The organism is Chryseobacterium sp. HNCC26DJ238, from assembly GCF_057180465.1.
This window is the reverse complement of sequence record NZ_JBXUGI010000002.1, coordinates 63,437-88,099: the sequence shown is the minus strand read 5'-3', so window position 1 is coordinate 88,099 and position 24,663 is coordinate 63,437. Positions and strand designations below refer to the sequence as shown.

General features: G+C 36.8%; 27 protein-coding genes. 19 read left to right on the top strand and 8 right to left on the bottom strand.

From position 1 onward, the window contains the following. Positions 1-66: 66 nt before the first annotated feature. Positions 67-702, bottom strand: a complete 636-nt coding sequence (rsmG, locus tag AC2A07_RS02055; protein ID WP_484048993.1) for a 16S rRNA (guanine(527)-N(7))-methyltransferase RsmG — start codon at positions 700-702, stop codon at positions 67-69. 172 nt (positions 703-874) lie between these two features. On the opposite strand from rsmG, the gene AC2A07_RS02050 reads away from it, so the two are divergent. Together AC2A07_RS02050 and AC2A07_RS02045 are read left to right on the top strand one after the other, a co-directional pair. Then, positions 875-2,062: a pyridoxal phosphate-dependent aminotransferase gene (locus tag AC2A07_RS02050; RefSeq protein WP_484048992.1), complete on the top strand. Its 1,188-nt coding sequence runs from the start codon at positions 875-877 to the stop codon at positions 2,060-2,062. An 11-nt stretch (positions 2,063-2,073) separates the two neighbouring features. After that, on the top strand, positions 2,074-5,013 hold the full coding sequence (locus AC2A07_RS02045) for a M16 family metallopeptidase (protein WP_484048991.1): 2,940 nt from the start codon (positions 2,074-2,076) through the stop codon (positions 5,011-5,013). A gap of 126 nt (positions 5,014-5,139) precedes the next feature. On the opposite strand, the gene AC2A07_RS02040 is transcribed toward AC2A07_RS02045, so the two are convergent. Next, positions 5,140-5,298, bottom strand: coding sequence for a bacteriocin-like protein (locus AC2A07_RS02040; protein ID WP_484048990.1), 159 nt, complete (start codon positions 5,296-5,298; stop codon positions 5,140-5,142). Positions 5,299-5,519: 221 nt separating this feature from the next. Here AC2A07_RS02040 and AC2A07_RS02035 point away from each other — a divergent pair, with 221 nt between their 5' ends. The 3 genes from AC2A07_RS02035 (at position 5,520) to AC2A07_RS02025 (ending at position 6,890) form a co-directional block, all read left to right on the top strand. Then, positions 5,520-6,152 carry a peroxiredoxin gene (locus tag AC2A07_RS02035; protein ID WP_484048989.1) on the top strand — a complete coding sequence of 211 codons (633 nt, stop codon included), beginning with the start codon at positions 5,520-5,522 and terminating at the stop codon, positions 6,150-6,152. A gap of 129 nt (positions 6,153-6,281) precedes the next feature. Then, entirely contained in the window at positions 6,282-6,587 is a 306-nt protein-coding gene (locus tag AC2A07_RS02030; protein ID WP_314490473.1) for a DUF6568 family protein, read from the top strand. A 54-nt stretch (positions 6,588-6,641) separates the two neighbouring features. Then, positions 6,642-6,890, top strand: a complete 249-nt coding sequence (locus AC2A07_RS02025) for a DUF6952 family protein (protein WP_314490471.1) — start codon at positions 6,642-6,644, stop codon at positions 6,888-6,890. Positions 6,891-7,080: 190 nt separating this feature from the next. On the opposite strand, the gene AC2A07_RS02020 is transcribed toward AC2A07_RS02025, so the two are convergent. The 3 genes from AC2A07_RS02020 to AC2A07_RS02010 form a co-directional block, all read right to left on the bottom strand. Beyond that, positions 7,081-7,770, bottom strand: coding sequence for a Bax inhibitor-1 family protein (locus AC2A07_RS02020; protein WP_314490468.1), 690 nt, complete (start codon positions 7,768-7,770; stop codon positions 7,081-7,083). A gap of 16 nt (positions 7,771-7,786) precedes the next feature. Then, the gene (locus AC2A07_RS02015; protein ID WP_484048988.1) at positions 7,787-8,245 is read right to left on the bottom strand and encodes a peptidylprolyl isomerase; all 459 of its coding nucleotides are present in this window, start codon (positions 8,243-8,245) and stop codon (positions 7,787-7,789) included. A gap of 125 nt (positions 8,246-8,370) precedes the next feature. Further along, entirely contained in the window at positions 8,371-9,405 is a 1,035-nt protein-coding gene (locus AC2A07_RS02010) for an acyl-CoA reductase (RefSeq protein WP_484048987.1), read from the bottom strand. A gap of 59 nt (positions 9,406-9,464) precedes the next feature. Here AC2A07_RS02010 and AC2A07_RS02005 point away from each other — a divergent pair, with 59 nt between their 5' ends. The 12 genes from AC2A07_RS02005 to AC2A07_RS01950 all read left to right on the top strand — a co-directional run bounded on the left by AC2A07_RS02005 (position 9,465) and on the right by AC2A07_RS01950 (position 19,852). Beyond that, complete coding sequence (locus AC2A07_RS02005) at positions 9,465-9,815, top strand: 4Fe-4S binding protein (protein WP_314490459.1); 351 nt, start codon at positions 9,465-9,467, stop codon at positions 9,813-9,815. A gap of 115 nt (positions 9,816-9,930) precedes the next feature. Further along, complete coding sequence (serC, locus tag AC2A07_RS02000) at positions 9,931-10,995, top strand: 3-phosphoserine/phosphohydroxythreonine transaminase (RefSeq protein WP_484048986.1); 1,065 nt, start codon at positions 9,931-9,933, stop codon at positions 10,993-10,995. A gap of 106 nt (positions 10,996-11,101) precedes the next feature. Further along, positions 11,102-12,061: a D-2-hydroxyacid dehydrogenase gene (locus AC2A07_RS01995; protein WP_484048985.1), complete on the top strand. Its 960-nt coding sequence runs from the start codon at positions 11,102-11,104 to the stop codon at positions 12,059-12,061. 7 nt (positions 12,062-12,068) lie between these two features. Then, on the top strand, positions 12,069-13,310 hold the full coding sequence (locus AC2A07_RS01990) for a DUF1015 domain-containing protein (protein ID WP_484048984.1): 1,242 nt from the start codon (positions 12,069-12,071) through the stop codon (positions 13,308-13,310). A gap of 312 nt (positions 13,311-13,622) precedes the next feature. Beyond that, positions 13,623-15,020: a M28 family peptidase gene (locus tag AC2A07_RS01985; RefSeq protein ID WP_484048983.1), complete on the top strand. Its 1,398-nt coding sequence runs from the start codon at positions 13,623-13,625 to the stop codon at positions 15,018-15,020. 38 nt (positions 15,021-15,058) lie between these two features. Further along, on the top strand, positions 15,059-15,469 hold the full coding sequence (locus AC2A07_RS01980) for an RDD family protein (protein ID WP_484048982.1): 411 nt from the start codon (positions 15,059-15,061) through the stop codon (positions 15,467-15,469). 196 nt (positions 15,470-15,665) lie between these two features. Continuing rightward, positions 15,666-17,024 (top strand): M28 family peptidase, encoded by a 1,359-nt coding sequence (locus AC2A07_RS01975; protein WP_484048981.1) that lies wholly within the window; start codon positions 15,666-15,668, stop codon positions 17,022-17,024. A gap of 39 nt (positions 17,025-17,063) precedes the next feature. Further along, entirely contained in the window at positions 17,064-17,351 is a 288-nt protein-coding gene (locus tag AC2A07_RS01970; RefSeq protein ID WP_484048980.1) for a hypothetical protein, read from the top strand. A 138-nt stretch (positions 17,352-17,489) separates the two neighbouring features. Beyond that, on the top strand, positions 17,490-18,113 hold the full coding sequence (locus AC2A07_RS01965; protein WP_484048979.1) for a CatB-related O-acetyltransferase: 624 nt from the start codon (positions 17,490-17,492) through the stop codon (positions 18,111-18,113). A gap of 53 nt (positions 18,114-18,166) precedes the next feature. After that, positions 18,167-18,646, top strand: coding sequence for a hypothetical protein (locus AC2A07_RS01960; protein ID WP_484048978.1), 480 nt, complete (start codon positions 18,167-18,169; stop codon positions 18,644-18,646). A gap of 149 nt (positions 18,647-18,795) precedes the next feature. Next, on the top strand, positions 18,796-19,179 hold the full coding sequence (locus tag AC2A07_RS01955) for a DUF5071 domain-containing protein (protein WP_484048977.1): 384 nt from the start codon (positions 18,796-18,798) through the stop codon (positions 19,177-19,179). Between the two features lie 367 nt (positions 19,180-19,546). Beyond that, positions 19,547-19,852: a hypothetical protein gene (locus tag AC2A07_RS01950; RefSeq protein WP_314490429.1), complete on the top strand. Its 306-nt coding sequence runs from the start codon at positions 19,547-19,549 to the stop codon at positions 19,850-19,852. A gap of 236 nt (positions 19,853-20,088) precedes the next feature. Here the strand turns inward: AC2A07_RS01950 and AC2A07_RS01945 are convergent, their stop codons facing one another. After that, positions 20,089-20,547: a hypothetical protein gene (locus AC2A07_RS01945; RefSeq protein WP_314490426.1), complete on the bottom strand. Its 459-nt coding sequence runs from the start codon at positions 20,545-20,547 to the stop codon at positions 20,089-20,091. Between the two features lie 5 nt (positions 20,548-20,552). Further along, the gene (locus AC2A07_RS01940; protein WP_484048976.1) at positions 20,553-22,244 is read right to left on the bottom strand and encodes a hypothetical protein; all 1,692 of its coding nucleotides are present in this window, start codon (positions 22,242-22,244) and stop codon (positions 20,553-20,555) included. A 233-nt stretch (positions 22,245-22,477) separates the two neighbouring features. Here AC2A07_RS01940 and AC2A07_RS01935 point away from each other — a divergent pair, with 233 nt between their 5' ends. Further along, positions 22,478-22,885 carry an XRE family transcriptional regulator gene (locus tag AC2A07_RS01935; protein WP_484048975.1) on the top strand — a complete coding sequence of 136 codons (408 nt, stop codon included), beginning with the start codon at positions 22,478-22,480 and terminating at the stop codon, positions 22,883-22,885. Between the two features lie 71 nt (positions 22,886-22,956). Beyond that, positions 22,957-23,373 (top strand): XRE family transcriptional regulator, encoded by a 417-nt coding sequence (locus tag AC2A07_RS01930; RefSeq protein WP_484048974.1) that lies wholly within the window; start codon positions 22,957-22,959, stop codon positions 23,371-23,373. 33 nt (positions 23,374-23,406) lie between these two features. Here AC2A07_RS01930 and AC2A07_RS01925 read toward each other — a convergent pair whose 3' ends face one another. Next, positions 23,407-24,576, bottom strand: coding sequence for an aspartyl protease family protein (locus AC2A07_RS01925; RefSeq protein ID WP_484048973.1), 1,170 nt, complete (start codon positions 24,574-24,576; stop codon positions 23,407-23,409). Positions 24,577-24,663: the final 87 nt, after the last annotated feature.

Below are 24,663 nucleotides of genomic sequence, written 5' to 3'. Positions count from 1 at the left end.
AATATGGTAATGATTTATATTTAATGAACTAAAATTATTAAAAAATAGTATTTAAAAACGATCAAATTATGAATTAAAATTACCTTTTGATAAATAAACTACTTTTTTAGTATCAAAAAATTCTTCTTCAAAATAATTTTTAAGGTTAAACAGTTCACATTTTAATCCTGCCAGTTCTTCAGCGAGATCCCCTCCTTTCAGGTATAAGACTCCGTTATGTTTTGCATTCATCTGTTCTTTTTCAAATTTCCCTTTCAGCCATCTTAAGAACTCAGGCATCTGCGTTACCGCACGGCTTACTACAAAATGAAATTTTTCTTTCACTTTTTCCGCTCTTCCGTGAATTGCGGTTACATTTGTAAGACCTACTCCTTCTGCAACTGCATTCACCACAGTGATTTTCTTTCCGATAGAATCTATAAGCGTAAACTGGGTTTCAGGAAATAAAATAGCCAGAGGTATCCCTGGAAAACCACCACCGGTTCCGATATCCAAAACCTTTGTCCCGGGGGCAAACTCCATCACTTTCGCAACTCCCAGAGAATGCAGAATATGCTTTTCGTAAAGCGATTCCATATCTTTCCTTGAGATAACATTGATTTTCTCATTCCATTCACCATACAAACTTTCTAATTTTGAAAACTGCCCGATTTGCTTTTCGGAAAGTTCCGGAAAATATTTTTGAATTAACGCTGCTGACATACGATTTTATATAAAAAGCAAAAATAAGTTTTATTTCAGATTCAGTCTTTATTTTTTGCAGATAATATATCAGTTCATGTATTTTCGAAGCCCGGTCTTTCAAAATATATGGGTCTTCATTTCATTAGGATTCAGTTTTTATATATATTTGTTCAAACGACAAAAAGAATACATGAACAAACTTTCAGACAGAGTCAACAGACTAGGATACTCTCAGACTTTCGTAATGTCAAACAAGGCCAGAGAAATGAAGGCCAACGGAATAGACGTAATTTCTTTAACATTAGGCGAACCGGATTTTGATGTTCCGGAAAATATCAAGCAGGCAGCTTTTGATGCCATTAATGAAAATTACAGCCATTACTCTCCTGTCCCGGGATTCCTGGAACTGCGTCAGGCGATTTCAGATAAATTAAAAAGAGACAATCATTTAGACTATAAACCTACACAGATCTGCGTTTCAAACGGAGCAAAACAGGCCATCATCAATGTTCTGGCAGCCATCATCAATGACGGGGACGAAGTGATCCTCCCTACTCCTTACTGGGTAAGCTATGATGAGATGGTCAAAATGATGGGTGGAAACTCTGTCATGCTTCCTGCTTCTTATGTTACTGATTTCAAAATTACTGCAGAGCAGCTGGATGAAGCAATTACAGATAAAACCAAAGCCGTTCTTTTCAGTTCACCATGTAACCCTTCCGGAGGATATTACACTTATGATGAACTGAAATCTTTAGCTGCGGTTATTGCGAAATATCCCCACGTAACAGTAATTTCAGACGAAATTTACGAATATATCAACTACGAAACCCAGGCTACTTCTATCGCTCAGTTTCCTGAAGTGTATGAGCAGACCGCCGTGATCAACGGAATGTCTAAAGCATTTGCCATGACCGGATGGAGAATAGGATACTCCGCATGTCCGGAATGGCTTGCAAAAGCCTGTGAGAAAGTTCAGGGACAGATGACCAGTGGAGCCAATACCGTTGCTCAGAGAGCTTCAATTGTTGCGTTACAGACTGATCCGTCAGAATACAGGTACATGATTGATGCTTTCGAGCAGAGAAGAAACGTAATGTTTGACCTGATGAAAGATATCCCGGGATTCAAAGTTCTTCTACCTAAAGCAGCATTTTATTTCTTTCCTGATATCTCCTATTACATCGGAAAAACATTCAAGGGAACTGAAATTAAGGATGCAGACGATTTTGCAATGTTCTTATTAGAGCATGCTCATGTCGGCTGTGTCGGTGGTGTTTCTTTCGGAAGCCCGGAATGTATCAGATTCTCTTATGCAGCCTCTGAAGAAGAATTGAGAGAAGCAATGAGAAGAATTAAAGAAGTTTTGGTAAATTAATCTTAGAATAAATGAACTTATTAAAAAAACTAACCGTAGTAACGAGTATAGCCGCAGCCAGTTTTTGTGGATATATGCAGGCTCAGGCATTCGAATGGAAAGAAGCACAATCAAATGGTTATACGTATAAATACGTGACCAATGACCCTACTTCTGCAAGGTATTATAAGCTTAAAAACGGCTTAACTGTAATTTTAAGTCCAACCAATAAAGAACCCAGAATTCAGACTTACATAGCAACAAAAGCAGGAAGCAAGACTGATCCGGCAAGCCATACCGGTCTTGCACATTACCTGGAACATATGCTTTTCAAGGGAACGGATAAGTTCGGATCAAAGGACTGGTCAAAGGAAAAACCTCTTTTAGATAAGGTAGATGCCCTGTATGAGAAGTATAACCAGACAAAAGATGAAGCCAAAAGAAAAGAAATTTATAAGGAGATTGATAAAGTTTCCGGAGAAGCAGCCAATTACGCCATTGCCAATGAATACGACAAGATGATGGCAGGAATGGGAGCTGACGGCACCAATGCATTTACTTCTTTTGAGCAGACCGTCTATGTAGAGGATATTCCGGCTAATGCGGTTGATAAATTCCTGGCAGTGCAGTCTGAACGCTTCAGAGCACCAGTTTTAAGGCTTTTCCATACCGAACTTGAAGCTGTATATGAAGAGAAAAACAGAAGTTTAGATGACGACAACGACAAAGTATACGATAAAATGTTTGAAAATCTGTTCCCCAATAACAATTACGGTAAACAGACGACCATCGGGACAATTGATCATCTGAAAAATCCTTCTCTGAAAGCAATCAGGGACTATTATAATAATAATTACGTTCCCAATAACATGGGGGTGATCATGTCTGGAGAGTTTAATCCAGATGAGATGATTGCCAAAATAGATAAGGCATTTTCTTACATGAAATCCAAAGCCGTACCTGAATACCTTGCAGGAAAGGAGAAGCCAATTACATCGCCTGTTATAAAAGAAGTTACAGGGCCAAATCCTGAAAGCCTGATGATGGGATTCAGATTTCCGGGAGCTACGACCAAAGATGCAAGACTGCTAAATCTGGTTGGAAATATGCTGACCAACGGGCAAGCCGGACTTATCGATCTGGATCTTGTGAAAAAACAGAAACTTTTGGGCGCATATGCTTTCCCGTATGTACTGAAAGACTATTCTGTATTATTATTGCAGGGCAGACCTACAGAAGGACAGTCACTGGATGAAGTGAAAGATCTTCTTCTTAAAGAAATTGAAAAACTGAGAAAAGGAGAATTTTCTGATGATTTAATTCAGTCTATTGTTAATAATGAGAAGAAAAGCATCATTCAGAAAGACGAGAAATATTCTACAAGGGCGGGAATCCTGATGGATGAGTTCACCTCTGATATTGATCACAAAACTTCATTGGAATATGTAGAAGAAATATCGAAGCTTACCAAAAAAGATATTATGGAATTTGCTTCCAAATATCTTCAGAATAATAATTATGTAGCCATCTACAAGAAAAAAGGGGAAGACAAAAGCATTGTAAAAGTTGATAAGCCCAGCATCACGCCGGTTTCTGTCAACAGGGAAGACCAGTCGCCTTTTCTTAAAAAGATCGATGAGATGCCGGAGAACAACATCTCACCGGTTTGGTTAAACTTCGACAAAGATATTGCGAAGAACAAACTTGGGAATATAGATGTACTCTCGGTAAAAAACACAGACAACGCACTTTTCAGATTATATTATCATTTTGATTCAGGAAAATGGAATAACAAGATCCTGCCTTTAGCCGCAGAATATCTTGGATATCTGGGCACTAAAGATAAATCTTCCGAAGCCATCAGTAAAGAATTTTACAAACTGGCATCAAGCTTTAATGTGAGTGCAGGTAATGAGGAAACTTATGTTACTCTTGAAGGGCTGAATGAAAATTTTGACAGGTCTGCAACTTTATTTGAAGATCTTATCAAAAACTGCCAGGCGGATGAAGCGGCATTAACAGCATACAAAGCAAGATTAAAAAAAGCTAGGGACAATGCCAAGCAAAACAAAAATACCATTATGCAGGGATTACGAAGCTATGCGCAGTATGGTTCACAAAATCCGTTCAATAATGTCCTGAGTGATGCAGAGCTGGATGCTTTAAAAGCAGAAGATCTGATAAAAGTACTCCATGATCTTTTCAGTTACAGGCATAAAGTTCTCTATTACGGTCCGAAATCCGGAAATGAAATTACAGCATCTTTAACTCCAATACATAAAGTTCCGGCAACGTTAAAGGAAATGCCAAAATCTAAAGTTTTCACTCAGATCCCAACCGATAAAAACAAAGTTTTATTTGCCAACTACGATATGGTGCAGGCTGAAATTTTCTGGGTAAGAAATTCAGGGAACTATAATCCGCAGATCACTCCTACCGTCAGCTTGTTTAATAATTATTTTGGCGGCGGAATGGGTTCTATTGTTTTCCAGACCATCAGAGAATCGAAAGCATTAGCTTATTCTACGTACTCCTATTTTGCACTTCCAGGCAAAAAAGAAAATAAAGATATGATCATGGCTTATGTAGGAACTCAGGCTGATAAACTGAATGAATCTACCACTGCCATGAATGAGCTGTTGACAACGCTCCCAAAATCTGAGCAGCTATTTGAAACGGCTAAAAGTGGATTGAGAAAAACAATTGCAGCGGAAAGGATTACTCAGGACGGAATTATTTTCTCCTACCTTTCGGCTCAGAAATTAGGAAATAATTTTGACATGAGGAAGAATGTATATGAACTGTCGCCCAAACTGAGTTTTTCAGACATTAATACATTTCATGACAATGAAATGAAAGGGAAAAATTATACCTACTGTCTTGTTGCTTCACAGGATAAAGTAAAAGATGAAGATTTGCTGAAATTAGGTGAGCTTAAAAAATTAAGCCTTACCGAGATATTCGGTTACTGATATGTGAAAAAGCTTTAAAAAAGCGATGAGCATCAAGGGTATGGGCCCACTTATATAAAGAAAAAAAGTTCTTCCTGAGGAAGAACTTTTTTTATAGAATTATTAACAGGATAAACATCCTCCATCTTACGGTAATTCCGGTACAATAATATAACATTCTACGATGATAGGAACACATACTGCTGCATCGGGGCAGTAGTGATCTCCTGGAGGACAAACTGCGGTTGAAGCTGCTCCTTTGATTGTTTTCAGTTCTTTTCTTGAAAGACTTTTTAATTTTTTCATAATGATAAGGTTTGGTTGTTGTAAAATTTTTGCTTTCTGTACTTCTCAAAGCTAATAAATATTTTGATTTGTTTTACAATTATTTTTCACTTAATGATTATAGATTTTCAGACGGATAATCAAAAACAATTATAGATTTTATTTATCACTAGTTGCAATTTCAATAGATCAAACAATGTATCTTTGCACCATTAAATTATTAATCAAAAATTTAAAAAATTATGTCTTTAGTAGGTAAAAAATTTCCAAACGTAACGATTGATGCAATGTCTGAAATGGGTGATGATCTTAAGATCAACATTTTTCAGGAAACTACAGCCAACCAGCAGAAAGTTCTTTTGTTCTGGTATCCGAAAGATTTCACTTTTGTATGTCCTACTGAGCTTCACGCATTCCAGGAGGCTTTAGGAGAATTCGAAAAAAGAAACACTAAAGTAATCGGTGCATCTTGTGACACCAATGAAGTACACTTCGCGTGGCTGAACGTTTCAAAAGATAATGGTGGTATTGAAGGAGTTACTTATCCGCTTTTAGCTGATACACACAGACAATTAGCTAATTTACTTGATATTGTTGATCAGGATCTTGAATTTGACGAAGAAGGCAATGAGTTCTTCACAGGTTCAAATGTGACATACAGAGCTACTTATCTGATTGATGAGACAGGAAAAGTATTCCATGAGTCTGTAAATGATATGCCTTTGGGAAGAAATGTAAAAGAATATTTAAGATTAATTGACGCTTACACTCACGTTCAGAAGCATGGTGAAGTTTGTCCGGCAAACTGGGAAGAAGGAAAAGATGCAATGAAAGCTGACAGAAGTTCTACTGCTGAATATTTAGCGAAAAATTAATTAAAACCAATATAACAATGTAGTAATATAATAATTTTACAGTACACTTTTCACTTTGTTCAGAATGAAATGAACGGGTAACTGCTGAATTACTAAAATTGCTGCATTGTTAAATTTCAAATTTAAATTATGTATACAGAATTAACGGAAGATACGCTGCAGAATATCGTAGGTGACAATGAAAAAGTAGTTGTACAGTACGGCGCAACATGGTGTGGAAACTGCAGGATTATGAAGCCTAAATTTAAAAAACTGGCCTCTGAAAACGATGAGATTCCATTTTTATATGTTGATGCTGAAAAGCTGCCTGAAAGCAGAAAACTCGCCAAAGTTGACAACTTGCCTACTTTTGCCATCTTTAAAAATGGTGAATTGGTTAACCAGGTTCAGTCTAACCAGGCAGAAAGCTTAATCAACCTGTTTAACGAATTATAATTTTGAATTTGCCGTAAGGCAGATCCATACAAATTTTGAAAAAAATAAATACTTATGAAATTACCCGTTATAAGACAGTTCTTCCAAAACCAGACTCCCGAAAATCTTGAAAAAACCCTTGAGGTCCTTGAAAGCTTTACCGAATTCAGAGGAACAAGTGAAGAAGACCTGAACGTTGCCGGTGAATTGATTACCAATATCTGCGGAGCATTAGAAGTTCACGCTAACGTACAGAACGGAATGAGCGAAAAAGATGCTCTGAACAGTTTTGCCCAAAAGGTTTTAGGATCAATTGACAGATAGTGGCAAACCGGTAAATGACGCTGATCAGTACACAAATAACTATTTGAAGAAAAGCCCTATTTGTGTCAATTATATAAAAGGAGTATTTACTCTGAAAACAAAAATCCCGATGAATTAACATCAGGATTTTTTTTTGATCTGTGAGGTTTCAGACATCATGTCTGTAAAACTCACTGTTAATATTATATAATCAGCTTCTTCTGCTCATTAAAATTCTCAGGATGTACCAGAACAGCAACATAATAGAAGCAAAAAGCTGTAATGATGCTCCCACGTACTGATCTGTCGTATAGGCATCTTTCAGTTTGCTTGTCTGGTATAAGATGGTAGCAGATGCTAAAATCACCATTCCTACCGAAAACCAAAGCCCAAGATCAAAACCGAAAATCATTCCTCCTGCAATTAATCCCAAAGCAATAAAACCTCCGATGGTGATTATATTGCGTAAAAAAGAAAAATCTTTTTTAGAAGTAAAAGCTACTACTGAAATCCCCGCAAACATCGCTATGGTAAGTGTTGCTGCCTGAAAAATCACCTGTCCTCCATCGGTGTATGCCATAGCAATATACATCATTGGTAAGAAGATCACCGCCTGCAGTAATACATAAAAGGCCAGTCCTAGATACTGGGTCGATCTGCTTTGTGCCATTGACCATTTAGAAGCTAAAAAAGAAGCAAGCCAAAAAACGCCCAGCACCAAAAGCCAGCTATATCTCTGACCAATCATCAAATACACCATTTCCGCAGGAACGGTCTGTAACAAAAGTGTTTCTACAAGAATAAAAGCTACAATTGCCAAAGCAACGTGCAAATAGGTTTTCCTGTAAAAACCTGCTTTTTCAACGTCTGTTGAATGTGCGACTAAAACATCTGTCATCATATTTATATTTTAAAATTTATTTTGTCTGTTTATACGGTTTTATACCCATAATTTTCCCGTCTTCTTCAAAGATTGCTGTTATAATCTCTTTAGGATCGGGTTTTGTCTGATCGTCCGCATATTTATACTGGATCATCGGAAAATTTTCACCCGTCATGAATGATTGGTAACCCGTTTTAAAAATCACTGTTTTTCTTTTAAAATCGATATCACGGCTAAGCCTCTCATAAACTTTATCGGTTACTTTAGATTTCGTCTTATCTGATACCAAACGCTCCATTGCTTTTTTATCAGATATTTTCAATGCATTGATAAACTGTTCAAATTTCCCGTTGAAGAGTTCTTTTTGAGCCTTACTCAATTCCAGCTTCTGTTCGGTCGTTCTGTTATCCCTGATAACTTCTGCTTCCTTCACTTTCTGTGAAAAGCACATCTGGAATACTAAGAAAGAAAGAATAGCTATTGTTTTTTTCATGATCAATTTTTTCGGTGACAGGTAAATTTAGGAATAAAAATTATACCATCCTTGCAGATATGTAATATCTGTAGGAAAAATAACTTAACCTGTACGTTTTCTGTCCTGCAAATCGCCCAGCCTTGCTAGATCACCTCCAGAAACTTCATCGTATCCACATTATCCGCATAGGTATCAAGTCCGGGATTCTGAGCTTCTCCGAAATATACCGTTTCAATTCCCATATCATCTTTACCGACAACACACTGAATGTTTTCTTCATTTTCCTGAATGAATTGTTTCACATCATCCATTGAAGAATACCTGGTAAAATGAATGACTGAAAGCGGACTGAAAAGTTTTTCATCTTCCTTCAGCATGACAAAATTATTATCCCAGAACTGATCCTGGTTCAGCAAATAAACAGCCCGGTTGTAGTCGTAATTATTAGCATATTTATTATGATTAACGACTTCTTTAAAATCAATAAAACTTTCAAAAATACGGTCGATCACAAAATCTTCAGGAATAAATAATCGAGTCACATTTCTGCAGCCCAGTCCAAAATAGCGGAAAATATCCTGAGCAAGAAGTTTTAACTCTTCTTCCTTTTCATCACCTTTCAGAACTGCGACTGAAGTTCTGTTTTTCCGGATGATACTTAAGTGATTTTTAAAATAAAATTCCAGGTATCTTGCCGTGTTATTGCTGCCGGTAGCGATGACGGCATCAAAATCTGTGAGTCTTTCAACAAATTCGTATTCCATTTCGTTATCCGAAAATTCTTTCCATTTTTTTAAAAGAAAAGGAAGCATCTGTTTGTCTTTGGATGACAGTTTGATCAGTGGAATATGATTGCTCAGAACGACAGAGATCACATCATGCAATCCTACCAGCGGAATATTTCCTGCAAGAATCAATCCTACTTTTTTTGTAGTTTTTGATGGAGTGTAACTGCTTAGCCATGAGTGCAGATTTTCCTCTGTCAGCAGATCTGCCCATTGCTGTAGAGCAAATTTTTGATTTTCTGCCGTGAACCACGGATTTTCTATTTCAGATTTTTTAACGACAAATTCAAATTCAGAATCATTTTCGATAAAACCATCATTATTTTCTGCTAAATAGCGCTTTATATAATCACTTAATTTAATAAGTCCTAAAACTTGTTTTTCGATATCCATAATTACTGTAAAAGTGGGGAATATTTTGTAATTTTGTGCAAATTTAAAAAAAATTAGCGATGGCTATTAAAATAACTGATGAATGCATTAATTGCGGCGCCTGTGAACCGGAATGTCCGAATAATGCAATATATGAAGGAGCAGTTGACTGGAAAGCTTCTGAGGGTACCGAACTGAGCGGTACCGTGACATTACCATCGGGATTAACGGTTGATGCGGATGCACCACAGGAACCGGTAAACGATGATGTATATTTCATTGTTACAGATAAATGTACGGAGTGTAAAGGATTTCACGAAGAGCCACAGTGTGCAGCGGTTTGCCCCGTAGACTGCTGTGTGCCGGATGAAGATCATGTAGAATCCGAAGAAGCACTGCTAAATAAAAAAGCATTTTTACACGGTGAATAAAAATACACCGTCTCATAAATTATGAGACGGTTTTTTTTAACTTTATATTTTAAACATATCAATTACGAAACGGCAGATTGACAAATCAGCAAAATCTAAAAACAAAAGTAAAATTATGAGCAAAAAGCACAATTTCAGCGCAGGACCATGTATCTTACCTCAGGAAGTATTCGAAAAATCGGCAGAAGCCATTTTAGATTTTAACGGTATCGGTTTATCCCTTCTTGAAATTTCGCACAGAAGCAAAGATTTTGTTGCGGTGATGGATGAAGCCCGCGCAATTGTTAAAAGACTGATGAAGCTGGGAGATGATTACGAAGTTTTGTACCTGGGAGGCGGGGCGAGTCTGCAGTTTGCGATGGTTCCTTACAATTTGATGAAAGTAGGTGGTAAAGCAGCCTATTTAGATACCGGCACCTGGGCTGCAGGAGCTATAAAAGAAGCAAAAAAAGTGGGAACTGTAGATGTTTTAGGTTCTTCAAAAGACGACAACTATTCTTTCGTTCCTAAAGATTATACCGTAGGTTCTGAATATGATTATTTTCACTGTACATCCAATAACACGATCTATGGAACTCAGATGAAATCATTCCCTGAAGTTGACACACTGATGGTTTGCGATATGAGTTCTGATATATTCTCAAGACAGCTGGATTTTTCAAAATTTGACCTGATCTACGCAGGAGCTCAGAAAAACATGGGACCTGCCGGAGTTACTTTAGTGGTGATCAAAAAAGAAATTCTGGGCAAGACCGGAAGAGAAAACATGTTCTCTATCCTGGATTATGCTCAGCATATTTCAAAGGAATCAATGTACAATACGCCGCCTGTTTTCCCTGTTTATGCGTCTTTACTGACATTACAGCACCTGGAAAACAATGGGGGAATTGCTGCAGCTGAAGCAAGAAACGAAGCAAAAGCAAAACTTTTATATAACGAAATCGACAGCAATCCCTTATTCGAAACGTTCTGCGTAGAAGAAGACCGTTCTCTGATGAATGTTTCATTCAAACTGGTTGATGACAGCAAAAAAGAAGAATTTGATGCTGCATGGAAAGCAGCAGGGATCAGCGGACTGAACGGCCACAGAAGTTTGGGGGGATACAGAGCCAGTATGTACAATGCCTTACCGATTGAAAGCGTGCAGGTTTTGGTGGATGTGATGAAGTCAATAAAATAGCTTAAATTAGGCAACGCAAAAATTGAAAGATGACAAGATTAAAATTATTAAGCAAATCGATGAATTTTTAAATAATTAAATCTTTAAATCCTTAAATTGAAAAAATATGAAAGTCTTAGCTAACGACGGAATATCAAAAGCAGGGGAACTTGCTTTACAGCAAGCAGGAATCGAAATTCTTGACAACAGGGTTGCACAGGATCATGTGATCAGTTTTATCAATGAAAATAACGTTGATGTTCTTCTTGTAAGAAGTGCTACCAAAGTAAGACAGGAATTGATTGATGCCTGCCCCGGTCTTAAGATTATTGGAAGGGGCGGTATCGGAATGGATAATATTGATGTAGAATACGCCATCGAAAAAGGCCTTTACGTCATTAATACCCCCAATGCATCTTCAAGATCAGTGGCTGAGCTGGTTTTTGCGCATTTCTTTTCTTTAGCAAGATTCCTGCATGAATCCAACAGGCTGATGCCTCTGGAAGGAGATACCCATTTTAATGCTTTGAAAAAATCTTTCAACAATGCGTATGAACTTTCAGGCAAGACCCTCGGCGTGATCGGATTTGGAAGTATCGGACAGGAAGTCGTGAAGATGGGAATTTCTTTAGGAATGAAAGTAAAGGTTCTGACAAGAAAGCCCAAAACAAAAACAGTAAGCTTACGTTTTTTTGACGGACAGACCGTTGATTTTGAAATTACATCAACCAACGATTCCGACGCTTTCTATAAAAACACTGATTTCATAAGCATTAATACGCCCAAAACCAATGAATATGTGGTAGATACCCCTGAATTCGAAAAAATGGAAGATGGTGTATTTATTGTAAATACTGCAAGAGGCGGCGTGATCAATGAAGTCACCCTGCTCGACCATATCGAATCCGGGAAAGTGGCCGGTGCAGCACTGGATGTTTTTGAAACCGAGCCGACTCCCGAACTGATTTTATTAATGAATCCCAACCTGTCTCTCACCCCACATCTTGGCGGAAATACCTTAGATGCCCAGGAAAAAATCGGTGTAGAGCTTGCCGAACAGATTATTGAGATTAAAAAGAAACTATAAATAATATATGCCAGTTTTTAAACCTTTCCGTGGAATAAGACCTCATAAAGACCATGAGGCTACATTTCCTACTCATCCTTTAGATAATTTCACTCAAGCTGAAATCACAGAAAAAGCGCAAAAAGAAAAGACTTATATCAACATGATCAAGCCCTATGTTGTAAGTAAATCTAAAGATGTAGACCGGAATTTAAGGAAAATACGTTCAACTTTTGAGGAACTTTTAGACGATAAAACCCTCGTGCAGGACAGCTCGTCCTACTACCTCTATGAACAGATCTACCCTAATAAACAGGTTTTCAGAGGACTTCTCGGTCTGGCCAGCATCGAAGATTTCTGGAACGGAAAAATAAAAAGACATGAGAGCACCATTCCTCAGAGAAAAGAGAAACTTGCGCACTATTTAGATAAGGTCAACCTTCAGGCAGAACCGGTCCTTCTTACCTATCAGTCCAATTCAAAGATCGAACTGCTGATGAACCATGAAGAAAAAAATGTTCCGATCTTCAATCATGTGGATACCGTTGGGATCAGGCATAAAATCTGGAGAATTGACAACCGTCTTAAGCTGCAGCAGTTTAAAGAAGTGATTGATCAGATCGATTCTTTTTACATTGCAGACGGTCACCACAGAATTGGCTCTACAGCTCTTCATGCAAAACGACTGAAAGATAAAAACAAAAAGCATAACGGTACAGAAGCATACAATTTTGTATACAGTTTCATTGTGTCCAATCAATCGATCAAAATCCATGATTACAACAGGATCGTGAGCAGTATTGGGGATCTTACGACAGAAGAATTTCTTAAAAGCCTGGAAAAATATTTCCTGATTCACGAAAAAAATGAAACTCCTTACTATCCGTCACAGAAATTCCATATTTCCATGTATATCGACGGGAAGTTTTACTCTCTTCACGTAAAGCACGACCTCCGTTCACAGGAAATGTCTTTAGACAATTTAGATCATCATCTTCTGGATAAATATATCATTCAGGATATTCTGAAGATCGAAGATTCTGACAGTTCAGATCAGATCAGCTATGTTAAAGGAAGCTCTAATATCGAAGGCATTAAGCTTTTAAAAGAAAAAATAGACAGTGGTGAAGGAAAAGTAGGTTTCGGAATCTTCCCGGTAAGCTTTAATGATATGATTAAAATTTCTGATCTGAAGCTTCGTATGCCTCCTAAATGCACATTTATCGAGCCTAAACTGGTAACTGCATTATTGATGTATGACATGAAATAATTGACCTATGGCTTAAATTAGGAAAAACAATAGTAAAATCCTCAAAACTTGTTTCTGTAAGTTTTGAGGATTTTGCATTACACTCAATACCTGTTCCAATTTTTCGCCGCCTTATTTAAATGAAATGCTTTTGCCTGAATTTGAAAATTCTTTTAGCTGAATCAGCGAAATTTTGTTTTGTGAACTTAAAAACAGCTGGAATTAAAAAATCTTAGTGGACTTTGCGTTAAAAAAATCAGTGAAAAGTAATATCTGTCATAATTACTTAATTTTTCTTTATTTTTATACACCGAAAAGAAATAGGTCAGTACAATGAAAAAAATCCTGCTCATCATATTTCCACTCTTTTTGAGTGGCTTTTTATTTTCACAGAAGAAGCCCGTCAAAAAGCCGAAGCCAGTTCCGAAATTCAATTATATCGATGAGTTTAAGAAGATCTCAGATGAAATCATGATCAACGGAACTGCGTATGATAATCTGGGAGAGCTTACAAAAGGGGTTGGGCCGCGTTTCAGTGCCACTCCGGGCTACGCCAAAGCCACTGAATGGGCTGAGAAAAACCTGAAAGATGCCGGTGCGGAAAACATCTGGAAACAGGAAGTACGGGTTCCGGTATGGATCAGAGGAAAAGAATCTCTGCAGATCAAAGCAGGGAACGGAGAATGGAAAAACATCCGCATGCTGTCTTTCGGAAATTCTGAAGGCACAGGTGGAAAAGATATGATTTACGATATCCTCCTCGTCAATGATGTTCAGGAACTGGTGAACCTGACGGGTGCACAGGTGAAAGATAAAATCATTTTCGTCAACTACTCTATTGACCAGAAACTGATCAGCACCGTAGATTCTTACCTGATCGCTGCAAAATCTAAACTGCTCTCTGCGTCCGTGATCGGTAAAAAGGGAGCGAGAGGTTTGATCATAAGATCATTAACTACTGCCTCCGATGATATCCCCCACGCAAAACAGATTTATTATGAGCCGGATGACAAAGTAAAAATCCCTGCCGTAACGATCGGTGTAAGATCCGCAGACGAACTGGAAAAACTACTTAAAAAACAGACTGTAAAGGCAAAACTCAATATGACTGCCGAATCGAAAGGCGAAACGATCAATCACAATATTATAGGAGAAATTCCGGGAAAGAAAGATTCTAAAGTGATTGTTCTCGGTGCCCAGCTCGACTCATGGGATTTTGCAGAAGGTGCTCATGATGACGGTTCGGGAGTGGTTCAGTGTATTGAAGTTTTAAGAACATTCAAAGCTCTGGGTTACAATAACAACCATACCATCAGAGTGGTATTATATGCTAACAGCGAAAATGGCGGACAGGGCCGCGAAACCTATGCAGCGCAGGTAAAAAAGAAAGATGAAAAACATATCCTGGCATTAGGTTCAGATTCCGGAGGATATTCTCCAAGAGGATTTTCACTTGATATGTCACCGCAGAGGCGCCGGCTGATCTTTCCGTGGAAAGAATATTTTCTGCCTTACGGCGTATACGATTTTGACCAGACCTACGCCATTCAGGATATTGCACCGCTGAAAAAACTGGATATCCCATTAATGGAAATGGTGGTTGATACCCAAAGATATTTTGATTATCATCATTCTGAAAAAGACACCTTCGATAAAGTCAATAAAAGAGAATTGCTATTGGGGGCGGTTGTAATGACGCAGATGGTATTTATGATTGATAAGAACTGGTAGCAAACTCAAATTATAAATCTTTACAAAAAAATAAAAAATTGAGGAAAGAAAAATTTTTGTTCCGACGAATAATTGCTGGTTTAATAGACTACGCCGTAATATTTTCTGTAATATTCGTTTACATCCAATATTTTGGTGAGGTAAATTCAGAGGGCGAATTTTATGTGAGCGGCATAAAAGTACTTCCTGTTCTTATTTTCTGGTTTTTGTATAATTGCGTTATTGAAGTTAATCTGCAATCAACATTTGGAAATTATTTAGTACAACTAAAACCGGTAGACGAAAAGACTGAACTGGATATAACTATAAAACAGTCATTTTTAAGACACCTTGTTGATCCCATTGACATGTTCTTTTTTGGCTTGGTTGCAATCATCATCATTACAAGCTCACCGGAAAGTAAAAGATTAGGTGATTTGTTAGCCAAGACTAAAGTTGTAAAAATTTAATGATGATATGAATGTCCGTTTTTAATCATAACACAAGGATCATCAGTCATTTTGTCATTCCGGAAGAATTAAAACTAATTCATTTTCAATGCGTTGAGATTCCTCAGGAAATCGAAGATTAGAAATAGACATTCATAAATAATTATTCTAAATTAATATTTCAATAAAAGAATTCATTTTTCTTTCCATCAATATCATGAAAAAACTTGTAGCAACCACCACTCTACTATTGAGCTTAAATATTTTCTCTCAGTCCAGAGAAGACTCCATCCAATTCAACAGAATTTCAACGGAGATTCTCAATAAGGGAAAAGCCTATACTGAACTTAAAGATTTAACAAAAAATATCGGTCACCGCCTGAGCGGATCCCCGGCGTATGAAAAATCTGTGCATTGGGCAGCTCAGAAACTCCGCAAAGCCGGAGCAGATAAAGTCTGGCTCCAGGAAGTGACAATTCCTGTCTGGGAAAGAGGAAAAGAATCACTGCATATCAAAACAGGAAACGGAAGCTGGACAAAGCTTAAAATGCTATCCCTCGGTAATTCTGAAGGTACTGGCGGAAAAGATCTTTCCGGAGAAATCATCATGGTGAAATCTTTTGCAGAGTACGAAAAACTTCCTGCAGAAAAGGTAAAGGATAAGATTGTTTTCTTCAATTACCCTTTCAGCCAGTCGTACATCGAAACGTTCAAAGGCTACAGTGATGTATCTGCATACCGTTCAACTGCGGCTGCACTCACTGCACAGAAGGGAGGAAGATTTGCCATTGTCAGATCGCTTTCATCTGCTTTTGATGATGTTCCTCATACCGGAGCGATGAGGTATAAAGACGGTGTCGCTAAAATTCCGGCAGTTGCTGTCGGAACGACCACTGCTGATGAACTGGAACGTCTTTTACATTCCGGGAAGATTACTGCAAAGCTCAACTCCAACTGTAGGATGAAGGGTGAAAAACAGTCTCATTCTGTTATCGGTGAGATCAGAGGCAAAAAAGACCAGAGCGTGATTGTTGTGGGCGGACATTTAGATTCCTGGGATGTCGGCGAAGGAGCTCATGACGACGGAGCAGGAATCGTTCAGAGCATTGAAGTATTGAGAACCTTCAAAAATCTAGGCATTCCAAACAACCATACGATTCGGGTGGTTTGTTTTGCCAATGAAGAAAATGGCGTAAAAGGCGGACAGCAGTACGGAAAAACAGTCAAAGAAACAGGCGAAAAACATCTTTTTGCATTAGAATCCGATGCCGGAGGATTTTCACCGAGAGGTATTGCCCTTGACATGGACGATGCCAAAAGAAATCAGATCAGAAGCTGGTCTCCGCTATTTTTACCATATGGCGCTTATGATTTTGAAGGACGGTATTCCGGGACTGATATTTATCCGCTGAAGGATATGGGGATTCCGACAGCTGAGCTTGCTCCTGATTCTCAAAGATACTTTGATATCCATCATACGGAAGAAGATACTTTTGAAAAAGTCAACCGGAGAGAATTGCTTTTGGGAGCAACAGTAATGGCACAGATGATTTACATGATTGATCAGAACTGGTAAATGAAAAGAATACCTACGTAAAATAAAAAAATATCGGAAATGGATGAAAATTTTTTAAGTGATATTAAAATCAGTATTCAGTATTTCAATGATTCTTTACGAGCGCATATTCCTGTCATAGAAACCGAAGTCAATACGCTAATTGAAGCAGAAAGCAAGGATCGCAGAGAAATTGAAAATGCGCTGGAGGTACTTTTGTCTCTTTCCGTTCACGGAGTCGGAAACGATCTGTTCATTACGCTTTTGGAGTATTACAAAACGATTGATCCGGAGGATGCTGCTTTGTATTGGAATGAATATGATCACAGGGATAAGACTATTCTCTGATGATCTGCGGAATACGAGGTTTTCGATACGATTTTACTCAAAATTACTTAAATGAAGGATTACAGGCAATCAATTGGTTCATATGATCTCATTTTCACTTAAAAAATTAATCTTCAGTATCCATAAAAAATAAATGCTATGAAAGTTCCTGACAAAGACAAAAAATTTCCTGTCGCAGGCTACAACAGACTTTGTTTCCTGAAAAATGTTATAAAAAATCCTAATATCATTGTTGGAGATTACACCTATTATGATGATTTTGAAAGTGTAGAAAATTTCGAAAAAAATGTAAAATATCATTTTGATTTTATTGGCGATCAGCTCATTATCGGGAAATTCTGTATGATCGCCTCGGGAGTTACCTTTATCATGAACGGAGCCAATCACCTGACGAAATCGATCACTTCATATCCTTTTGCTATTTTTGGAGAAGACTGGAAAGATGCCATGGATGGAAAAACTTATCCTACAAAAGGAAACACCGAAATAGGGAATGATGTATGGATCGGATTTAATTCCACCATTATGCCGGGAATCAGGATTGGTGACGGAGCCATTATTGCGTCCAACTCTACGGTAACTAAAGATGTAGAACCCTATGCTGTTGTTGGAGGAAATCCTGCAAAAGAAATCAGAAAAAGATTTACAGAAGAAAAAATAAAGCAGCTGCTGGATATGAAATGGTGGGACTGGAAAATAGAAAAAATCACAGAAAACATTCAAAACCTTACGGGTGATGATATCAACATGCTGAAATTTTAATCGGGTATTTATTTGATATATTAAATATCTACAGCTAAAGAAACCGTGTTATCGTGAAAACATTATACTTTTCAGTTTTTATTTTACTTTTTACCGATTTTGATGCTCAAAATAAAATGTACGGAGAGTATACAAATGGTCTTGGAGAAAAACTAATTCTGAAGCCTGATCATACCTTTGAATATTACTGGAATTTTGATCTTGCATCAAGCTGGAATATTGGTACTTGGAAAGTTGAAAATAACAAACACCTGCTTTTAAAAGTAAACGAAGTAAAAGACACTGTAAGATCAGATAATAAGACTGAGCAAGTTCTGTCCTCTGACCAATTATCAAACGAAATAACAGATACTGAAAATATATTAAATTTGATTTCAGGAGGCGGGCAAAGCAGAAAACACATTCCTTACAGACTTATGATTAAAAAAAACAAACTTTTTCCGTTTTCTGACAGTGGAAAAGTAAAAAACAAAAAAGTAAAGTCTCTGATGAATTCTGAAATGATGATGAAACCGTGGTTTGAAAAAAAATGATTATTACCTTTTCGATCATCTTTGACATCAAAAATTCCCTGCACGATTCTTTTCATAGATCTGCACACATTGCAATTGTCAGGTAAAATTTTAAGTAGGACATAGAAAAACAGAATGAATTCTGAAAGATGAAATAAAACAGAAATTCAATGAATATAAATGAACTGATACCTAAAGACAAAAGCGATCTTTTAGCCGCTTACAGACTTGAGGATTATACATATGAGCAGATCAAACCAATCATTCCAAAGCTGATGGAATGGCTGCAGGATATGAATTGGCCTGTTGCCGGGATAATTGGAGAAAACCTGCTTCGCTTTCAGGTTCATCTGGAAGATGAAATAATGTATGTTCTGAATACCAACGATACAATGTGGAAATATTGGATCATAGCAATTTTCGGGAAATCAACGAAAAGCAAAGTTGTTCAGGACAGGATTCTTCAGATCGCAACTGATCCCACTCTATCTGAAATAAACGATGAGATCAATCTTATAGCCATAGAAGTTATCAAATATGCCAAATGGTCGTAAAAAATATCAATCGGACTCCATCCATATCCTTTTATCACCATCAGGTATAATTTTAAAATCAAAATCCTGCAAAAATTAAATTTGGGACGGAAATACAGTTATTCTGCATCCGATGACTTATAAATATCTATTTATATAATAAGCTAAAGGATTATTAAAACTCCTCAATTTATCATTATCATTATTTCACTGAATCAGAAAATCATGTTCAGACAGATTGTAAATATCTGTGATATGAGAAAGTTTTTCATATAGCCGAATTGAAAGAGATTTTTAAGTAAATTTATTTTATTATTACATTGATCACAAAAATGTAATCACGACATGTTCTGTCGCATTAAAATTTTAGCTTTGAAAAAAATCCGGTATGAAACTAAAAGCTGTAATACGTGAAGAAGTAAAATCTTCAGACAAATCGATTATTGTCGAATTTTATGAAGATCAGAAAAAACAAAACTTTGAAGTAAAATGTTTGTTCAGTCCTTTTTTTAAAGAGATCAGAAAATGGGATTCCTGGCTGCTGAATATTAAAATGGAAAGTGAAATTTTCACTGACAGCAAAACCGGTGAAAAATCTTATTTCACCCATCTGATTTGCAATAAAGCGACTTTAATAACATCACCTTACGGAAAAGATAAAGACTGGCAGGCATTAAGGGAAAACGGTGAGTAAGTGTACTGCTCGAACATATCTGTTGATAAAATACCATGTAAAGCTGAAACTTCGGTAGAGCTCAACTTATTTTTTAATTTGTTGCTTTTTTATATTTCTGTGAGGTTTCCGGAAGAATTGATTTTACAGGTTTGCCATTCATAATATAAAAATGAACACTTTATTTTCGTTTCTGATTTTATATTTAGAAGCATATATAAAAAATAAAACTCACCGTAGCGGTGAGTTTTATTTTACTAATAACAATTTCCATTACAACTGACAGCATTCTGATTGTCCTCAGAAGTTATGGTGTAGGTTTCCACCTGCTCATCATTATATATTGGATTAAAAATATTTCTGGGCTGATTAAAACACTGATTCGATTCTGTACATCCCTGATAAATTACTTTTTTTGAATTATCAAAAACTACTTCCACGTGGGTGATACTTCCAATTGCAGTTTTATTAAATAAGCCTGTCATTGTAAACCCTGCTGCTCCGGGAGGGGTGTATACGTATTTCTTAGTAAAAGTCTGGTTATTCTGTAAAGTTATAGAATTTTCAACTTCCTTATTTCCATTAACATAAGGTATTAGTTTCACGTTTTTACCGGACGCATTCAGAATATTATAAGTATATTCAATACTTTCTCCCTGGTCAGTTCCGCACTGAATAACCAATAGTCCAAAAATTGATAATAATAGTGATTTCATAATAATTAGTCTTGCCAGTTAGCAAATAATTCATCTATAAACGGTCTTGTCGCCTTATTCGGATACATCGCTTTCACTTTATCCCTGTAATCATTCCAATATCTTGCACCGGGCAACGCATTTTCCAACTCTTTTATTGTGTATCCGTTAACCCTGTCAATTGGAAACGTGTTTCCGAAGGAAGCTCTTTGATTAACGATATCAGTCATATCATATATTCCGGAAGTATATAAATTTTCAATCGCAATGGACCTGTTCTGATAGTTTCTGTAATCTAAATTCTGATAGACAGAATAGTTTTGCAAATTATATCTCACTCTGTATCTTTCCAAAGTCATTAAAATCTCAACTGCAGTTGGCCAGCTTTCCAGAAGCCTGCGGTTTCTTTTTCTTACCTGTGAATTAGAGGACAGGAAAGAGTCCCTCACAATATTGTCATATGAAAATCTATCTTTTACTGAATGTAAAGCATGGCTCAATTCATGAATTGTGGTGCCATACACCTGGTCAGATGATTTTCCGTAATCTTTAATATGAATCTGCGCCGACAGTCCAAATGTGATTTCACTTCTTACATGTGAATAACTGGATGTTGGTCCCGAATTAGTCAGTCTTGCTGCTATTTTGATTTGTGATTGTCTTCCAAAGTTGTAGAAATGATTATTCATTGGAGGAGATATCAGACCGAAGCGGTTTCCATAATAAAAATCATGAGCTGCCTGATGTATTAATGCATGATACTCATCTTTACCGCCACTAAGCAACGGATGCCACGATTGCTGTTTTACATTAGGACCGTGGGTCTCCGCTTGAAAAATTGAGCCGTCTCTCACGCTATAATGATATCTTTCCCACTGTATTACATACCGTGCTTTTCCTCTCACAGTACCCGTTTGAAAATTACCGTTTCCATCTGTTATCCCGCTGTCCACAGTGAACCACTGTCTCATTAAAATCTGTGCACCGGTGACAGGTCTTACTCCGGCTATATCATCCTGAACTCTAACACTTCCACTCGGTCTCCATTTACTTCCGAAAATCCATCTTGCCTGTGGAGTCGCATTTTCTGTAAGCAGTTCTTCCTCATTTCCTGTCTTCTCAAACGCATAATAAACGAGGTTATTGAAAAGGTCTGTCTTATTTTCAACCTTACCTTTTACTTCATATTCATCGTAATCTTTAATATCAGAAAAGTAAGGATCCTGCTCAGGTATATACAAATCACTTAAAACTTCATATTTTACATCTGGCAAGCTCATTCCTACAGGTACTGCTGTATAGTATACAGGGATAGAATCTGCGTTAGGACTTCTGTTTTCCAGAAATTCGTCTTTATATTCTGCATCCAGTCTATAATCAAAATAATGAATTGTAGAATCACTCTTTAATAATCCTACTTCCTCTTCATTTTCAGGTGAAAATTTAAGGTACTGGTGTGTTGTATGGACTTTAACCTCTTTGAATACGGCAGACTGTGGATTATTGTCTTTCAGCTTTAAAAAAACTGCGGTCATATTTTCGGTAGAATATGGATTTTCCAATATTAAAGAATCTCCCGAAAAAGTACGCGAAGCGGAAGAATGACTCATCTCTTCCTTGAAAATTTCTTCATTTTGAACTTCTGATAATTCGTCTTTACACGAGATTTGAAGTGAAATCAGTCCTATTAATAGGACATACAAAAATAATTGCCTCATTTTTAATTGTTTTTTTGGTTTTTTCATAAGTTTTTAGTTAGTGGTCTAAATATAAAATAAAAACTGAATTATGGAGGGAATTTTTTTTATAAAAAGTCATTAATTTTAATTGCGAGATTTTTCAAAGAGAATATTATTCATATGCTATTAGGATATTAAACCGATAATTTTTAACTTTACTCCTCATATTTTTAACGGAGGGCTATCTATTTGCCGCTCAGAAAATAACACACATGGAACAGAAAATACATCAGGGACGCAACTTAAAACGATTCAGGGAAATGCTTGGCGTAAAGCAGGAAGCTTTGGCTTTTGATCTCGGTGATGACTGGAATCAGAAAAAAGTATCTCTGCTAGAGCACAAAGAAATTATCGACGTCTCTTTGCTTCAGCAAATATCTGAAATATTAAAAATTCCTGTGGAAGCTATTCAAAACTTTAATGAAGAACAGATGGTTAGTATCATATCCAATACATTTGGTGATCAGTCAAATGGATATAATTATTATCCTATTTTTAATATAAATCCTATTGAAAAATGGATTGAGTCATTAGATGAAATCAAAAGACTGAATACAGAATTGATCAAAGCTAAAGATGAGCAGATCAGAATGATGGAAAAGCTGATGGATAGAAAATAATTCCGTTAAAAAAAATTGTATCTGATCACAGATCATCATTAATACTTATTTTTAAAACAAATAAAACACACATGGAACAGAAAATACATCAGGGACGCAACTTAAAACGATTCAGGGAAATGCTTGGCGTTAAGCAGGAGGCTTTGGCTTTTGATCTCGGTGATGACTGGAATCAGAAAAAAGTATCTCTGCTAGAGCACAAAGAAATTATCGACGTTTCTTTGCTTCAGCAAATATCTGAAATATTAAAAATTCCTGTCGAAGCTTTTCAGAATTTTGATGAGGAAAATGCAGTAAATATCATTGCCAATACAGTAGCTGCAGTCAATGATCACGCAACCGGACAGGTGTTTCAAATAAATCCTACAATCAATACCATAGAAAAGTGGGTTGAAGCATTAGATGAGATTAAAAGACTGAATACAGAATTGATCAAAGCTAAAGATGAGCAGATCAGAATGCTGGAAAAGCTGTTAGACAAAAAATAAACCTTTCCGGAATTATTATAAAAGAAGGATTATTTAGTTTAGATAATCCTTCTTTTCAATCTTAAAATCTAAAATTTCACCATCTCTTTTTACTTTTACCTGCAGGGAATCTGCATTGCTCTCTACCCTGTTGAGCAGATACTGACATGAAGTTGCCTGGTCTAAATTTTCAAAACTCACCTTGTTGATACTCAGAATCTCATCACCGATCTTCAGTGGAATACCGCTGTTTTGGAAAATCAGGACAACCTTGGCTTTAAAGTCTATGAAACGGTATGAAAAACCGAATGACTCTAATTTTGGCATAACTGTCTTTAGGCGGTGCAGATAGATGACATTGCTTTGCCAGTCGATAATGAATGTGAAGTTTTTCAGGAATTCATTCCCCAGGAGACTTGAATTTCCCGTCATTACAATTTCATTGTTAAATGGATGTCCTGCAAGGAAAAGTTCATTGGGTCTGAAATGATAGGAAGCAACTTCTTTTCCTGCACCGAAAGCTCCAACGGAACTGATTCCATAGGTCTCCACAGATTTTACTTCTGTATTTTTCGGATCGTAATTACTCTCTGAAATCTTAATTCCTCCAGTAAATCCTGTATCAAACGTAAGATTGATTTTTTTTCCTGAAATCTGAGATTCTATAATGGGCGTTTTCTGAAGTTTTGTTTTAAAATTAAAAACAGTTTCGTAAGCTTTGGTTGAAAACTGATTCAGATCTTTGGCGGCTTCAAGAATATTTTCAGAATAATTAATCCTCCAGAATAGTTTAGCCATCTGGTTGGCTCCTAAAATTCCATCAATCTTTAAGCATTTAAATTCAGGTCCTTCGAGATCAATTACGACAGCTCCGATATTTTTAAAAACAATCTGCCCTACTTTCATTTCCGGCAGTTGGGTAAAAATCTGTTCTTCCTTATTTTTCTGCGAATCTCCAACATTACGTCTGAACTTCTTTTTAAGACTGAGTTCGTTATAAACAGCATGAGAAATCACGGTTGGTGCGCCTGTATCAAACAGGAATTGGTATTGTTTTCCATTGATGTCTACCTGGATCAGCGGCAGATTATTCGCATTACTAAAAATGATTTTTTCGACAGGATTCTGAAGAACCGCTTCTCCACTTTCAAAAAACTTTTTCCCCTGCGCCGGGACTGCTGTCATCCATAAAATAAAAAACAGGTACAGATTATTCTTCATCATTATAATTTGCACTAAAGTAGTGATTTTTATGAAAGCATTTATATACAGGATTTTGCTTCCGTCAAAATTGACAGTTCTTAAAAAATA

What these genes read in the sequence shown, in the direction of transcription:
- AC2A07_RS01950 (WP_314490429.1), top strand. Translation starts at nt 19,547, where the DNA reads ATGAAACTAAAAGCTGTAATACGTGAAGAAGTAAAATCTTCAGACAAA.
- AC2A07_RS02025 (WP_314490471.1), top strand. Translation starts at nt 6,642, where the DNA reads ATGAAATTACCCGTTATAAGACAGTTCTTCCAAAACCAGACTCCCGAA.
- rsmG (WP_484048993.1), bottom strand. Translation starts at nt 702, where the DNA reads ATGTCAGCAGCGTTAATTCAAAAATATTTTCCGGAACTTTCCGAAAAG.
- AC2A07_RS02005 (WP_314490459.1), top strand. Translation starts at nt 9,465, where the DNA reads ATGGCTATTAAAATAACTGATGAATGCATTAATTGCGGCGCCTGTGAA.
- AC2A07_RS02045 (WP_484048991.1), top strand. Translation starts at nt 2,074, where the DNA reads ATGAACTTATTAAAAAAACTAACCGTAGTAACGAGTATAGCCGCAGCC.
- AC2A07_RS02020 (WP_314490468.1), bottom strand. Translation starts at nt 7,770, where the DNA reads ATGATGACAGATGTTTTAGTCGCACATTCAACAGACGTTGAAAAAGCA.
- AC2A07_RS01935 (WP_484048975.1), top strand. Translation starts at nt 22,478, where the DNA reads ATGGAACAGAAAATACATCAGGGACGCAACTTAAAACGATTCAGGGAA.
- AC2A07_RS01985 (WP_484048983.1), top strand. Translation starts at nt 13,623, where the DNA reads ATGAAAAAAATCCTGCTCATCATATTTCCACTCTTTTTGAGTGGCTTT.
- AC2A07_RS02030 (WP_314490473.1), top strand. Translation starts at nt 6,282, where the DNA reads ATGTATACAGAATTAACGGAAGATACGCTGCAGAATATCGTAGGTGAC.
- AC2A07_RS01970 (WP_484048980.1), top strand. Translation starts at nt 17,064, where the DNA reads ATGGATGAAAATTTTTTAAGTGATATTAAAATCAGTATTCAGTATTTC.
- AC2A07_RS01955 (WP_484048977.1), top strand. Translation starts at nt 18,796, where the DNA reads ATGAATATAAATGAACTGATACCTAAAGACAAAAGCGATCTTTTAGCC.
- serC (WP_484048986.1), top strand. Translation starts at nt 9,931, where the DNA reads ATGAGCAAAAAGCACAATTTCAGCGCAGGACCATGTATCTTACCTCAG.
- AC2A07_RS01990 (WP_484048984.1), top strand. Translation starts at nt 12,069, where the DNA reads ATGCCAGTTTTTAAACCTTTCCGTGGAATAAGACCTCATAAAGACCAT.
- AC2A07_RS02010 (WP_484048987.1), bottom strand. Translation starts at nt 9,405, where the DNA reads ATGGATATCGAAAAACAAGTTTTAGGACTTATTAAATTAAGTGATTAT.
- AC2A07_RS01945 (WP_314490426.1), bottom strand. Translation starts at nt 20,547, where the DNA reads ATGAAATCACTATTATTATCAATTTTTGGACTATTGGTTATTCAGTGC.
- AC2A07_RS01925 (WP_484048973.1), bottom strand. Translation starts at nt 24,576, where the DNA reads ATGATGAAGAATAATCTGTACCTGTTTTTTATTTTATGGATGACAGCA.
- AC2A07_RS01995 (WP_484048985.1), top strand. Translation starts at nt 11,102, where the DNA reads ATGAAAGTCTTAGCTAACGACGGAATATCAAAAGCAGGGGAACTTGCT.
- AC2A07_RS02050 (WP_484048992.1), top strand. Translation starts at nt 875, where the DNA reads ATGAACAAACTTTCAGACAGAGTCAACAGACTAGGATACTCTCAGACT.
- AC2A07_RS02040 (WP_484048990.1), bottom strand. Translation starts at nt 5,298, where the DNA reads ATGAAAAAATTAAAAAGTCTTTCAAGAAAAGAACTGAAAACAATCAAA.
- AC2A07_RS01965 (WP_484048979.1), top strand. Translation starts at nt 17,490, where the DNA reads ATGAAAGTTCCTGACAAAGACAAAAAATTTCCTGTCGCAGGCTACAAC.
- AC2A07_RS02015 (WP_484048988.1), bottom strand. Translation starts at nt 8,245, where the DNA reads ATGAAAAAAACAATAGCTATTCTTTCTTTCTTAGTATTCCAGATGTGC.
- AC2A07_RS02035 (WP_484048989.1), top strand. Translation starts at nt 5,520, where the DNA reads ATGTCTTTAGTAGGTAAAAAATTTCCAAACGTAACGATTGATGCAATG.
- AC2A07_RS01930 (WP_484048974.1), top strand. Translation starts at nt 22,957, where the DNA reads ATGGAACAGAAAATACATCAGGGACGCAACTTAAAACGATTCAGGGAA.
- AC2A07_RS01975 (WP_484048981.1), top strand. Translation starts at nt 15,666, where the DNA reads ATGAAAAAACTTGTAGCAACCACCACTCTACTATTGAGCTTAAATATT.
- AC2A07_RS01940 (WP_484048976.1), bottom strand. Translation starts at nt 22,244, where the DNA reads ATGAGGCAATTATTTTTGTATGTCCTATTAATAGGACTGATTTCACTT.